Source organism: Rhodococcus sp. IEGM 1351 (assembly GCF_030056875.1).
GTDB classification, from domain to species: domain Bacteria; phylum Actinomycetota; class Actinomycetes; order Mycobacteriales; family Mycobacteriaceae; genus Rhodococcus_F; species Rhodococcus_F opacus.
Genome location: NZ_JASHKU010000060.1, coordinates 1 through 13,628, shown reverse-complemented (window position 1 = coordinate 13,628; position 13,628 = coordinate 1). Strand labels below are relative to the sequence as shown.

Below are 13,628 nucleotides of genomic sequence, written 5' to 3'. Positions count from 1 at the left end.
TCTTCGCTGCGCTCGTCATTCATCATCGCGTCCGTAAATAGCAGACACGCTCTAGACTTTTCGTGCTCGGAACTATCGTCGATTTTGCTTCTAGCCCATAGACAGATCGCAAGAAGGGGAACGCCCAACAGGAACGGGATGCGCCAACCCCACGACGCCATCTGCGACGCGGACAGCAGGCTCGACACCGAACCAACGCAGATTGCAGCTAGCGCAAAACCCCCAGTTACACCCAGGAAGACGAAGGATGCCGCCAACCCTTTCCGCTGCGGTCCTGTTATCTCGTAGGCATACGTCATGGCGCCGCCGAATTCGCCGCCGGCCGAGAACCCCTGAGCGAGGCGGGCAAGCACGAGCAGAATGGGCGCGACAATGCCTGCGGTCTCATACGTCGGAAGGAAGGCCATCAAGAGACTTGATGCTCCCATAAGCAGCACGGACAGCAGCAGCACCGCCTTCCGCCCGCTGCGGTCGCCTATTCGACCGAAGAAGATGCCGCCGAGAGGACGCATGAGGTAAGCCGACGCAAAAACGGCCAGGCTGGCCAACAATGCAGCAGTCGGATCACTTCCGGGGAAAAACAACGGAGCCACTACCACTGCAAGATAGGCGTACACGGTGAAGTCGTAGTACTCGACGATTGTTCCCGTGGACGCGGCAACCAGGCCGCGTATTTTTCGTCTTTTCGCTACTTCGTCCGTTTTAGGTACGTTGTGCCGGTTCGTCATTGGTCTCCCTCACTCTGCGGTGGCGACTGAACATGTGTGCATAGCTGTGATCGCCCTGAATTTCCGATATGCGGATTGATCCGCCCTGGATTAAGTGGAGACTTCGTTCAGGCCATCTCGAGTGTCGAGGCGGCGGTGGGCGCGCTGTTCAAGATAGCGCGTGTCGTAGTCGTTCGGTGGAAATTGATCGATTGACGAATGGAGTCGGTCCGTGTTGAACAGCGCACCGACTCCATTCGGCGGTCTCCCACTCACCCTCGATGGCTATCATCCGAGTAATGCCTCAAACCTGTTGAGGTGAACCGGAAACCTGTTCTCCTGCAGGTGAACAGTGCTTGTCCGAGAACGCCGCTGACCAACGGCGTGGTATTGGTAGTCATCACTCGCCAGCCCATGACCCGAGTCAGATTCCGGCTCGGGTTGCTATGTCGCACGCCTTTTCCACGAGCGCGTCGATACGCTCCACCGTCGGCGTTCCTGCTGCTGCTTTGTTCTGCGGTTCATCTCGCGCCCGACGCATGACACCCTCGGCGATGACCGCGACCTTCCACATTCCGAGCGCATGCCAGAACCCGAGGTCTTTCGGATCGCGCCCGGTCTCGTCGAAATACACCTGGGCGATCTCGGATCGGTCGGGAAAGCCGTCGAGCGTCGAAGCCGGGAATTCACCACCGAACGTCTCGCCGGGCTCGGGCCAGTAGGCGAGCAGACTGCCGAGATCGGCGAGTGGATCGCCCAGGGTGCACAATTCCCAGTCGAGTGCCGCGGTGACGTCGCCGGTGTCAGTGGACGTGATCACGTTGCGGAGATGAAAGTCCCCGTGCACCAATGTCAGCTCGTGTTGTTCGGGCACCGACTCGACGAGCCGACGCGTCAGATCGTCGAGGGCGGGCAACTCTCGGGTCTTCGATTGCTCCCATTGTCCCGTCCACCGTTTGAGTTGACGCTGCGCATACGGCTTGTGGCTGGCCAGATCGATCAGCCCGGTCTGCTCGAGGTCGACCGCATGAATCTTCGCCAGCGTGCGGGGCATGGACAGGCCGATCGATCGCCTCCGCTCGGGTGTCAGGGCCTGCGCCGCCGACATCCGGTCGACCACCTGCCCCTCGACGAACTCCATCAGCAGCAGCGGCACGTCGGTGACCGCCGGGTCGTCGGTGAAGCCGAACACCCGCGGGGTCGGCACCGCGGTGTCCTGCAGTGCGGAGAGTATTCGGGCCTCACGAGCCACGTCGTGTGCCGACGCGAGAAGGTGCCCCAGCGGTGGGCGCCGCAGCACCCACCGCCCACCGACGCTGTCGCCAACGAGGTAGGTGAGATTCGACTGACCGAGACCGATCCGGTCGAAAGTCAGTGTGCCCGTGTAATCGACGCCCGTGGTGTGCAACCATCGGGCCACGGCGGCGGTGTCGATTCCGACGATACCCACGCTAGACACCGAGCTGGACCCCCTGCCGGAAGGGAAGAACGTCACCGAGCACCTGCCCGCCGTCGATGACCAGAGTTTCGCCGGTGATCCAGCTGGCGGCGTCGGAGACGAGGAACGCGACCGCCGAGGCGACGTCTTCGGGTTCACCGATCCGTTCCAGGGCCGTCGAGGCGGACACCGCCGACTCGTGTTCCTTCCACAACGCTTCGGCGAGCTTGGTCCGCACCACGCCCGGGGCGACGGCGTTGACCCGCACCTTCGGTGAAAGTTCCAGTGCCAGCTGTTTCGTGAGGTGAATGAGCGCCGCCTTCGACGCGTTGTACACGCCAATGTTCGCCTCGGCCGCCATCCCGCCGATGGAGGCGGTGTTGACGACGGCGCCGCCGTGCTCACCCATCCATGCCTTCGTGGCGAGCCCCGTCCACAGCACCGGCGCCCACACGTTTATATCGAAGGTCTTGGTGAAGCGCTCGTGGTCCTGGTCGATGATCGGACCGTACGCACGGTTGGTGCCCGCGTTGTTGACGAGGATGTCCACACTGCCGAACCGCTCGAGGGTCAGATCGATGCACCGCCGGGCCGCGTCCTCGTCGACGGCATGGGCGGCAACACCGATCGCGGTTCCTCCGACCTGTGCTGCGGCGGCGTCGGCCGAGTCCTGCGACCGAGAGGTGAGCACCACGTTGGCGCCGGCGGCGGCGATGGCCTGGGCGGCCGCGAGGCCGATTCCCCGGGAGGCGCCGGCAACAATGGCGGTGCGTCCGGTGAGGTCGAGTCCGGGCATGTCAGCTCACCGCAACCTTGTGGCGGTTGGTCAAGGACGCCGGCGCCGGCGCCGAATCTCGGTACCGGCGGAGTTCCTGGCGCGCGATGGACCGCTTGTGCACCTCGTCCGGGCCGTCCGCCAGACGCAGTGTGCGCTGGTGCGCCCAGGCCATGGCGAGCGGGAAGTCGTCTGTGACCCCGGCGCCGCCGTGCACCTGGATCGCCCGATCGATGATCTTCAGTGCAACGTTCGGCCCCACCACCTTGATCGCCGCGATCTCGGTGCGCGCCTCCTTGTTCCCGACCGTGTCCATGAGGTGAGCCGCCTTGAACGTGAGCAATCGGATCATCTCGATCTCGATCCGGGCCTCGGCGATCCAATCCTGAATATTGGCGTTCTCGCTGACCGGTTTCCCGAACGTCACCCGCGACGACGCCCGCCGGCACATCAGCTCGAGCGCCCGCTCCGCCATCCCGATCGATCGCATGCAGTGATGAATCCGGCCCGGCCCCAGCCGCGCCTGGGAGATCGCGAAACCCTCGCCCTCACCCTTGAGCACGTCCTTTGCCGGAACCCGAACGTCGGCGAAGTCGATCTCCGCGTGCCCCTCCCGGTCCTGGTATCCGAACACCGGCAGTCCCCGCATCACCGTGACACCGGGGGCATCGATCGGGACCACCATCATCGACTGCTGCCGGTGCGGGGCCGCCGACGGATCGGTCTTGCCCATCACGATCATTACCTTGCAGTTGCGATGCAACGCGTTGGACGCGAACCACTTCCGGCCGTTGAGCACATACTCGTCGCCGTCGCGGACCATCGACATCTCGACATTGGTGGCATCGGAACTCGCCACCGCCGGCTCCGTCATCGCGAACGCGGACGCCATCGTCCCGTCCAGCAACGGCTTCAGGTACTTCTGCTTGTGCTCCTCGGTGCCGAAGAGTTCGAGCACCTCCATGTTTCCGGTGTCGGGTGCGTTGCAGTTGCACACCTCCGAGGCGATGTGGCTGCGGCCCATGATCTCCGCCAACGGCGCGTACTCGAGGTTCGTCAGCCCGGGCCCGGAGTCGGGATGCGGGTGGAAGAGGTTCCACAACCCGCGGCTACGGGCCTCCGCCTTCAATTCCTCGAGGATCGGCGGCTGGAAGTGCGGATCGCCCGATTCGCGCATCTGCTCTTCGTACACCGCCTCCGCGGGATACACGTGCGAGTCCATGAACTCCAGCAGATCGGCCTGGTACTTCTTCGCGCGGTCAGAGATATCAAACAGGGACACGGGAACTCCTTGTAGGTAGGGAAGGAAATGTGGGTGCGCGCTTGTCGAGGTGGCTCTGCAGACCCTCGACGAGGTCTTCGCCTCGGAAGGAGTCGAACATCAGACCTTCCGCGCGGGACACAGAGTCGGCATAGGTGCCGTTCGCATCGGTCTGTAGTTGTTGTTTGATCACGGCCATCGAGGTCGGTGAGCACTGCGTGGCCAGCTGCTGGGCGTACGACACCGCCGCGGCGAGCACGTTTCCATCGACGATCAGGTGATCGACGAGTCCGATCCGCAGCGCTAGCACCTGTCCTCGACGCTCGGCGAGCACGAAATCCTGTTGCGCACCCGTCATGCGTGTTCCAGCAGTGAGCTCTGGTAGCGGCGCATCCCGCGCAGCCAGCGGTCGTAGTCGGAACTCTTCTGCCGGTACATGGTGAGGACGCTTTCGTGGGGCAGGATCAGGAATGTTTCCCGGTCGACGGCGTCGAGGACGATGTCGGCGACCTGCGCCGGCTGGAGCACGTCTCCCGCAGAGATCATGGCCCGGGGTGGCGGCGACGCCGAGCGGATCACCGGAGTTCTCGCCGGAGTGCATCAACGTCGTCTCCACTCCCATCGGGCAGAGGCAGCTCACCCGGACTCCTCGGTCGCCGTACGTCCCGGACGGCCATTCGGCGAACGCGACAGCCGCGTGCTTGGTGACTGCATAGGTGGCGGAGCCGATCTGGGTGAGTAAGCCCGCTGCAGACGAGACGCCGTCGTGACGAAGTAATCCTCGCCGCGCTCGATCCACGTGGGCACCAACTGCTGGGCGGCGCGGATGTGGGCGGACGTTGACGTCGAAGGCTCGATCCCAGTCGGCGTCGTCGGCGAGACCCGGCGCTCCCCCGATGCCGGCGTTGGCGAAGTAGAGGTCGACCGGATCCAATTCGGTCTCTGCCCGCTCGATGACGCGCCGAATCTGCTCGGAACCTGCGATACCCGCACCTTCCGCGAGAGCCGATCCGGGGTGCCGTTCATTGATGCGGTCCGCAACCGCGGTGGTAGCTTTCGGGTCGAGATCGGCCACCAACACCTTGGCACCCTGTTCTGCGGCGAGACGTTCGGCGATCACTCCGCCGATGCCGTTTCCACCGCCGGTCACGATGGCGACCTTCCGTGCAACCTTCACGAGGCTCCGTCTCCTTCGCCGTGCATTGTGACTGGCGTCCCTTTTTTTGTATAATCGAATCTGGCGTCAAGTTCAAGTGCAGAGCTTGCAATATTGGCTCGATAGTTATCGTTCTCTATCGTAGCGGCGAATGGCGATGACGGAAGGGGCGGCGTGTCTCGTACAGTCGGCCAGCACCGCCAAGGCTCCTGTGCATTCGAAGTCGCGCTGCGAGGCGGTCTACATCATCGGTCGCCCAGGCCGAGCAGGTCGGTGCAACCGTCCTCGTGAAGCCTGCACCACATCGCATGCCCGACGCAGCGCAGGGACGCACTGGTCAATGCCTGAACTTCTTGTGGCCGCCAGGACGGTTTCCTCTCGTCCCGTCGACCGTTTCTGGCAGTCCACCACGTGGCGGATCGGGTCGTCGCGTCGCCGATCCGGGAAGCCCTACCGGCACAAGCACTTTCTGCCTCCTGTGAGATCGATGCGGCGCTCGGTAGCCAGAGATGTCGAACCGCCGGTCTACCACGTTCGCCCGACCCACCGGCCGACCCCGATCGCACATCAATGGCGTCCCGGCCGGTGACCGTCACGTCGGCGATCGTCCGACAGTCGTCGAATAGCAGTCCGGAAGGCTCAACAAGACGGGCTGGTCGCAACCGTGCCGGCCGCGCGTTTCGAACGAGATCGAAGGTTCGGGCGTCGACGTCGTCGGGCAGGCGCAGGGCTGAGACCGCCTTCGACCTAAGTCGTCGCCTGATCTATTCCTCAAAGTGACAGGTTCCACTCACGCCCTTGACAAGAGAGATAGCTCACTCTACCGTTTGAAATGTGCTGATGACGACCGACGGTCAGCCCCCACAGGGGGCTTGGCCGTCGACCCGATCACCGAATAGGCACACCGGCGCACCCCTGCCCGATCCCGCAAATGCTCAAACCGCGAAGAGTTCAGGCTGCGCCGCCGACGAACATTTGAACTTTTGGCCCGCCACCGCCGGAGTCGGCCGTCGAGCGGCGCTGGCTCGAGGAGAACCGGAGCTCGTCGTAGAGCGCCGAAGAACTGATCGTGGCGACTGCCTGAACAGGCAATCCACAAGACACCTACTGGAATGGAGAAGCCGATGCGTGAAGATATCGAGTTCGACGCTGAGGGAGTGACGCTGCGCGGCTGGTTCTACAAACCTGACGACGTGTCAGGAGAGCTGCCGTGCATCATCTTGACGCACGGGTTTTCGTGTACCAAGGAGATGGGTCTCGAACCCTTCGCCGAGGTGTTCACCGCCGCGGGGTTCGCTTGCGTGGTCTATGACCACCGGGGGTTCGGTGCCTCGGGCACGGCTCCGGGCAAGCCGCGGCAGGAGATCGACCCGTGGGACCAGATCCACGACTGCCAGCACGCGATCACGTACGCGCAGGGCCGGCCCGAGGTCGACGCCTCGCGGATCGGGGTGTGGGGTTCGAGCTACTCGGGCGGGAACGCGTTCGTGGTCGCGGCGATCGATCGCCGCGTGAAGGCCGTGTGCGGTCAGGTGCCTGGGGTCTCGATGCGGCGCGCATTCGAGGCCGGTGTGCCCGAGGAGTTCTGGCAGGCGGCATGGGACGGGCAGGCCGCCGATCGCCTCGCGCGAGCCCAAGGAGAGGCACCGGCGATGATTCCGGTGGTCACCGCGGACCCGACGCAGCCGGCAGCCCTGCCGACGCCCGATGCCTACGAGTTCTTCTCGGCGTACGAGGGGACCGCGTGGCGCAACGAGGTGACGATGCGCTCGTTGGAGCTGAACTACGAGCCAGGCCAGTTCCTCAAGTTCGTCGCTCCTACCCCGCTGCTGATGGTGGTTGCCGAGGACGACAACGTTGTGACGCCGGCCGAGTGGGCCAAGGAGGCGTTCGAGACCGCGGCCGAACCCAAACGTCTCGTCTCGATCCCCGGCGGCCACTTCGACGCATACACCGGTCACCCCTTCGAGCTCTCCTCGGGCGCGGCACGCGACTGGTTCCTCGAACACCTGGCGCAGAAGGTTGCCCCGGCACCGGTCTGACATCAAGGGGCCACCACCGCGGCGGTCTCACTTCGTTCCCGGTAATGCGTGGGTACGGAGCGGGAATACGCCCCGCTTCTTGCGATCTCGCGGTGATTGCGGTCCGCATCCCGAATCAACACGTCTCGTCCAATCCGGGCGTGGTCATCGAAAGTGTGAGCACTCGGCTCACAACGAAAAAGGAGAAATAGTCATGCCGTTCTGGAGAATCCACCACCCTGTTGGGGCCTACACCGACCAGGACAAGGAAGACTTCGCGAAGGCCATCACAGCTCGCTACGCGGCAGAAATGCCGGCCTTCTACTGCGACGTGTTCTTCTACGAGGTGGAGAAAAGGAACGCGTTCAGGGGTGGCGAGGCCGTCGACAACTTTGTTCGCCTCCAGGTGGAACACATCGCACGAGCGATAGACGGCAAGGTGATGCAGGAGTTCATCATGGACATGCTGACCGAGACCATCAGGCCTTGGCTCGACGGCCGGGGACACGATTGGGAAATAAGCATCGGGGAGATGCCGGCCGAACTGTGGAGGGTCGACGGGCTCACCCCGCCGCCGTTCCGCTCACCGGCGGAGAAGCGGTGGATGAAGGACAACAAATCATCCCCGTACGACTGGACCGAAACGGTCGGTCTTAACGCGGATGGCCAGATCGTGGGGTTGGTCGATCCCAGGGGCTGAATACATAGCGGCCCACAGTCTGACCAACGCTCCACAATCCCGGCCCGGGTCTCTGTGCCCCACAGACCCGGGCCGTCGGCCCGTTCGACAACTGCAGAAGCGAGAACCAATGCCCTACGTGCCCTTCAACCCGTCCACCGGTGGGTAAGTGCTCACGTTCGAGACCACCAAGGATGCCCACCTGGCCGTAAGTCTGGTGCGCTTGCGTGGTCGTGGCCGATGTTCGAGTGTGAGGCGAGGGTTGGACCCGATCATGACTTTCCCGGCTCCGCGCAGGCTCGACTCGGACCGCTCGTCGGACATCGCGTGGTCGGTAGTCCGGACGTTTGCGCTGGCCGGGGCATGACACAGTTGTCATTGAAATGATAGGGATCGCTCTCTACTGTAGAGGTGATCACATGGAGAGGCAGAAATCACACATGCACGTACTCGAAGTCGCCAACGATCCCGGCGAGGCGTTTACTCGGGCGCTACAGGCCACGACCCTGTGCGAGGCGTTCCAGATCACCGCCGCTGCGCGGGCCGACCAAGTCGCTCTTCGCACTGTCGACGGAGGCGTCTCGCTGACGTTCGCCGCACTCTCGGAGCGAGTTCGTCGCCTGGCGGCCGGCTTGGCGGCGCTGGGTGTTCGCCCTGGGGACACCGTGGCAATCATGCTCACGAATCGGCCGGAATTCCATATTGTCGACCTGGCCGCGATGCACCTCGGTGCCCTGCCGTTCTCGATCTACAACACCTCGGCACCCAATCAGATCGAGTATCTGTTCAGTGATGCCGGAAACCGGGTTGTGATCACCGAGCGAGCGTTCGTCGACCGTCTCGTGGCCGTGCGCGATGGTGGCACTCCGCTCGACACGATCGTCGTGGTCGACGGCGCACCGGAGGGGACGCTCAGCCTCGAGGACGTGGAAGCTCAGGGCGACCCGGACTTCGATTACGACGCAGCGTGGTCGGCGGTCGGTCCTGATGACCTCCTGACTCTCATCTACACCTCGGGCACCACAGGTCCACCCAAGGGGGTGGAACTCACTCACCGCAATCTGATGAGTCAAGTTCGCGCGCTCCAACAGGCAATGCCCACCACACCGGGCGGTCGTTTCATCTCCTTCCTTCCCTCCGCGCACATCGGTGATCGGTGGGGTGCGCACTATTGCGCTCTGATTATCTGGGGATTCACGGTCACGCCACATCCGGTCGGCGGCGAGATACTGGACGTCGTGGAACAGGTGCGTCCGACGGTGTTCCAGCCGGTGCCCCGTATCTGGGAGAAGGCCAAGGCCAAAGTGGAGGCTCAGCTCGAGGCCGACCCCAACTGGGCACGGCGCGCGTTGCTCCGCTGGGCAATCGACATCGGGATCAAGAAGGCACAGGCCGCACGCGACAACCGTTCTCTCGGCAAGGTCTTCGACATTCAGGCATCGGTCGCGGCCACGCTCATCGGCGACAGGTTTCGTCGAATGCTGGGCTTGGAGAAAATAGACTGGGTCCTGTCTGGATCGGCCCCGACTCCCCGCGACGTGTTCGATTTCTTCTCGGCAATCGGTATTCCCATCTGCGAAGTGTGGGGCATGAGCGAAACGTCCCTTGCCATCACCATCAATCCGCGCGACGCCATCCGGGAGGGCACGGCGGGAATACCCCTACCCGGAATCGAGGTGAAAGTCGCCGAGGACGGGGAGCTGCTCGTCCGTGGGGCGACAGTCATGCGTGGTTACCGCAACAAGCCCGACCAGACCGCAGAGGCGATCGATAAAGACGGGTGGCTCCATACCGGTGACATCGGGACTGTCGACGAGGACGGCTACGTGCGGATCGTCGATCGCAAAAAGGAGATCATCATCAATGCGGCCGGTAAGAACATGTCCCCGGCGAATATCGAGTCAAGGTTGCGGTCGAGCAGCCCGTTGATCGGGCAGGTCGCCTGTATCGGTGACGGACGGCTGTACAACGTCGCGTTGATCACCCTCGACCCCGACGCGGCTGCCGGGAGATCGGCAAGCGATCCCGCCGTTATCGCCGAGGTTGCAGCCGGGGTCGATCTTGCAAACTCTCAACTTTCCAGGGTAGAGCAGATCAAGAAGTTCAGGGTGGTCGAGGATTACTGGCTGCCCGGAAGTGACGTGCTCACACCCACGATGAAGATCAAACGCAGGAATGTCACGACAAAATACGCCACTCAGATCGACGACCTCTACTCGACATAGACGTGCCCGGCACAGGGGGCGACGCTGAACGCACGAACACCCGTCGACAAACGAGTCGTGCCGGTGGTGACTTCCAACCTGAGAAAGGCAGTTTCGTTCTGCCGTTCCACCTTCGGCGACTCTTCACCATTCTGTCCGACGGGCACTGTGACGCAACATCACGAATAGGCGTATGGGGTACGAGCTTCTCCGGCGCGCATGCAATGGTCGTCGCAGCAACCGCAAAGCGGTGTGTGCGCAGGTCCCGCGATCTCCGGCCGACGCAACGTGGAGGCGCCCGTTCCCATGTACCTGTGGGAAGCGATTCCGGACATGTACACACAGGATTGTCTCGAATGGGCTCGATGGGAGGTTGCGATAGTACCCGTGGTCTCCGCTAACCCGTCAGAGCAGCAGTGCTTTCGTCACCGGATTCCTGGGAGTTCTTCTCGGCGCACGAGGGCGCCGCATGGCGTAGCGAGGTGACCGTGCGCACTATGGAGCTGTGGTCGGGTTACGAGCCCGCCGGCTACCTCAGGTGTGTTGGCCCACCCTTGCTCATCGTGGTCGCACCGCACGACCCGCCCGCGTGACGCCGGCGAGTGGTCTTGCGAGGAGTACGAGACAGCGGTCAAGTCCAGGGAGGTGGTGTACGACGTCGTCGCGTGACTCCTCGTCGGGTGAGTCAGGCAGTCAAGGCCGGTGTCACCTCCTCGGTGGACTCGGTGCTGCTGTCGGTGGTGTTGTCGGTGCGGGAGCGGGCCAGCACGTCCAGACCGAGATAGCGGCGCCCCTCGATCCACTCGTCGTGCTGTTCGGCGAGAACCGCACCGACGAGCCGGATCAGGGCGGTACGATCCGGGAAGATTCCGACCACATCGGTTCTCCTGCGGATTTCCTTATTGAGGCGCTCCTGCGGATTGTTGCTCCAGATCTGTTTCCAAATCTGCTTCGGAAATGCGGTGAACGCCAACAGGTCCGGTCGTGCTGCGTCGAGGTGGTTGGCGACCTTCGGTAGCTTCTCGGCTAGTGCGCCGATGATTCGATCATATTGGGCATGAACAGAATCCGCGTCGGGCTGGTCGTAGACCGAGTGCAGCAACGTCTTCACCCAAGGCCACGATGCCTTCGGGGTCACCGTCATCAGGTTCGTCGAATAGTGTGACTGTAAGGTAATAACATGGTGTTTTGCGGTTTGAGTCGGGTCGGTGCGGTAGGGCGGTTGTGAGCGAGGTCGAGGACCGGTTGCGGGAGCGGTTCGAGGTCTTGTTGCCGCATCTGAACGAGCGGCAGCGGCGTTTGGCGTTGGCGGCGGAGGCCCGGTCGCTGGGGCATGGCGGGGTGCGGGCGGTGGCCCGGGCGGTCGGTGTCAGCGAGACCACGGTTCGCAGGGGCGTGTTCGAGTTGGAGGCCGGCGAGCATCCGGCACCGACGGGTCGGATCCGCCGTCCGGGTGGGGGCCGCAAGGGTGCGGACGCGCTGAATCCGCAGCTGGTGCCTGCGTTGTTGGCGCTGGTCGAGCCGGATGAGCGTGGGGATCCGGAGTCTCCGTTGCGGTGGACGACCAAGTCGCTGCGACACCTGGCCGAGGAGCTGACCCGGAAGGGCCATCCGGTGTCCGCACCGACGGTTGGACGGTTGTTGCGGGACAATGGATTCAGTTTGCAGGCCAACGCCAAGACGTTGGAAGGCGAGCAGCACCCGGACCGGGACGTGCAGTTCCGCTACATCAACGAGCAGGTCAAGGCGCACCAGGACGCGGGCGAGCCGGTGATCAGCGTCGATTCGAAGAAGAAGGAACAACTCGGCCAGCTGCCCACCCCGGGGCGCGAGTGGCGCCCGCAGGGCGATCCGGTGCGGGTGGTCGATCACAGCTTCTTCACCGGACCGAATGCGGAACGGGCCATCCCGTACGGCATCTACGACTTGACCACCGACGCCGGTTGGGTCAATGTCGGCGTCGACCACGACACCGCCGCGTTCGCGGTCGCCTCCATCCGCCGCTGGTGGCAGGCGCGCGGCGCCGCCGACTACCCGCACGCGAGCCGTCTGCTGATCACCGCCGACGCCGGTGGCTCCAACAGCTACCGGTACCGGTTGTGGAAGGCCGAATTGGCCGCACTGGCAACCGAGACCGGGTTGGCGATCACGGTCTGCCACTTCCCGCCCGGCACCTCGAAGTGGAACAAGATCGAGCACCGGTTGTTCTCCCAGATCACCATGAACTGGCGGGGACGGCCGCTGACCAGCCACGAGGTCGTGGTCAAGACCATCGCCTCCACCCGCACCCGCACCGGGCTGCGCGTGGACGCCGAGCTGGACGTCGGCGACTACCCGATCGGGATATCGGTTGGTCGAGACGAGTTGCGCACGTTGCCCATCCGCCCGCACGCCCAGTGCGGAACGTGGAACTACACCATCGAACCCACTCACGCCGACGCCGCTCCGGTTCCCGGCCGGGACCGCGAAGGCGAGCGGGCCGCGGCCGTCGCGATGCTCGCCGACCCGCGCCTGACCGGCATGACTGGCGACGAGCTGGACGAACTCACCGCACGGCTGGCACCGGCCCAGGCCGCGCGCGCCGAGCAACGCCGCTGGCACCAACGCGGCGGCCGGCGCCGCAATGCTCCGGGTGCCGGCGGGCGACGGCTGCTGTCGGACGCCGCGGCCCTGCTGATCACCGTCGTGTATCTGCGGCAGGTCTGCCCTCAGCGGGTGCTCTCGGATCTGCTCGGGGTGAATCCGAACTCCATCGGCGAAATCATCGCCGAAACGCGGATGCTGCTCGACGAACACGGCCATCACGTCACCCCGACCATCGGGCTTCGCTTCAGCACCGCCGCAGACCTCGCGGGATTTCTCCGTGACGGCACGGCACCCGTCCCGACACCGAATCGGCCGCTCCCCGAGGCACTGTCGCATCCGGCTCTGACCGGCATGAGTCGCCGGCAACTGGGCGACCTCGTCGAACGTCTCGCCGTCCGGCAAGCCGCCATGGTCGAGCGACGCCGCTACGCCCAACGCGGCGGCGAACGCATGCCAGGGGGCCGCGGCGGAATCTTCCTCCAGAAGATCACCGATGCCGAACGCGTCCTGGCCACCGTTCTGCATATGCGCCAGCTCTGCAACCGCGCCGTCCTGGCCGAACTGTTCCAGGTCAGCCCTCGCACCATCGGCAATGCCCTGCTCGACGTGCGGCCACTGCTCGAACAGGACGGCTACACCCCGGCACCGGCAACCATCCGCTACCGCACCGCCGCCGCCCTCCTCGCTGCCATACCACCACGAGAGGGCGACACACCCGAATCGACACATTAATTCCTTACAGTCACAGTGCGTTCGGCACCTCTGCCACGAGGCGCCCGGCAGGGTCGCGCCGATCGCCGC

Annotated in this window: 10 protein-coding genes and 3 pseudogenes; 4 read left to right on the top strand and 9 right to left on the bottom strand. The window is 64.1% G+C overall.

All coding sequences use genetic code 11. The features are described from left to right. The 8 genes and pseudogenes from QM806_RS40485 to QM806_RS42020 all read right to left on the bottom strand — a co-directional run. Positions 1-728, bottom strand: a 728-nt coding sequence (locus tag QM806_RS40485) for an MFS transporter (protein WP_283295002.1), incomplete at its 3' end; no start/stop codon positions are given. Positions 729-997: 269 nt separating this feature from the next. Continuing rightward, a pseudogene (locus QM806_RS40480) lies at positions 998-1,129 on the bottom strand (IS3 family transposase); the annotation flags it as partial. Positions 1,130-1,131: 2 nt separating this feature from the next. Then, complete coding sequence (locus tag QM806_RS40475) at positions 1,132-2,166, bottom strand: phosphotransferase family protein (RefSeq protein ID WP_269592511.1); 1,035 nt, start codon at positions 2,164-2,166, stop codon at positions 1,132-1,134. Continuing rightward, on the bottom strand, positions 2,159-2,941 hold the full coding sequence (locus QM806_RS40470) for an SDR family oxidoreductase (protein ID WP_169694465.1): 783 nt from the start codon (positions 2,939-2,941) through the stop codon (positions 2,159-2,161). Before QM806_RS40470 ends, QM806_RS40475 begins: the two co-directional genes overlap by 8 nt. 1 nt (position 2,942) lies before the next feature. Further along, on the bottom strand, positions 2,943-4,202 hold the full coding sequence (locus QM806_RS40465) for an acyl-CoA dehydrogenase family protein (protein WP_169694463.1): 1,260 nt from the start codon (positions 4,200-4,202) through the stop codon (positions 2,943-2,945). Then, positions 4,189-4,539 (bottom strand): enoyl-CoA hydratase-related protein, encoded by a 351-nt coding sequence (locus QM806_RS40460; RefSeq protein WP_249343960.1) that lies wholly within the window; start codon positions 4,537-4,539, stop codon positions 4,189-4,191. The genes QM806_RS40465 and QM806_RS40460 overlap by 14 nt, the downstream gene beginning before the upstream one ends. Further along, positions 4,536-4,760, bottom strand: a complete 225-nt coding sequence (locus QM806_RS42025) for a hypothetical protein (protein WP_502943956.1) — start codon at positions 4,758-4,760, stop codon at positions 4,536-4,538. Before QM806_RS42025 ends, QM806_RS40460 begins: the two co-directional genes overlap by 4 nt. Positions 4,761-4,833: 73 nt before the next feature. Next, positions 4,834-5,301: pseudogene (locus tag QM806_RS42020) on the bottom strand (SDR family NAD(P)-dependent oxidoreductase); the annotation flags it as partial. Positions 5,302-6,461: 1,160 nt separating this feature from the next. Here QM806_RS42020 and QM806_RS40450 point away from each other — a divergent pair. The 3 genes from QM806_RS40450 to QM806_RS40440 all read left to right on the top strand — a co-directional run bounded on the left by QM806_RS40450 (position 6,462) and on the right by QM806_RS40440 (position 10,262). Beyond that, the gene (locus QM806_RS40450) at positions 6,462-7,379 is read left to right on the top strand and encodes an alpha/beta hydrolase (RefSeq protein ID WP_269592510.1); all 918 of its coding nucleotides are present in this window, start codon (positions 6,462-6,464) and stop codon (positions 7,377-7,379) included. Positions 7,380-7,572: 193 nt separating this feature from the next. After that, positions 7,573-8,058 carry a tautomerase family protein gene (locus QM806_RS40445; protein ID WP_016882421.1) on the top strand — a complete coding sequence of 162 codons (486 nt, stop codon included), beginning with the start codon at positions 7,573-7,575 and terminating at the stop codon, positions 8,056-8,058. A gap of 419 nt (positions 8,059-8,477) precedes the next feature. Then, positions 8,478-10,262 carry an AMP-dependent synthetase/ligase gene (locus QM806_RS40440; RefSeq protein WP_169694479.1) on the top strand — a complete coding sequence of 595 codons (1,785 nt, stop codon included), beginning with the start codon at positions 8,478-8,480 and terminating at the stop codon, positions 10,260-10,262. 664 nt (positions 10,263-10,926) lie between these two features. Here the strand turns inward: QM806_RS40440 and QM806_RS40435 are convergent. Further along, a pseudogene (locus QM806_RS40435) lies at positions 10,927-11,409 on the bottom strand (transposase); the annotation flags it as partial. A gap of 56 nt (positions 11,410-11,465) precedes the next feature. On the opposite strand from QM806_RS40435, the gene QM806_RS40430 reads away from it, so the two are divergent. Continuing rightward, the gene (locus QM806_RS40430) at positions 11,466-13,559 is read left to right on the top strand and encodes an ISAzo13 family transposase (RefSeq protein WP_283295001.1); all 2,094 of its coding nucleotides are present in this window, start codon (positions 11,466-11,468) and stop codon (positions 13,557-13,559) included. Positions 13,560-13,628 lie beyond the last annotated feature (69 nt).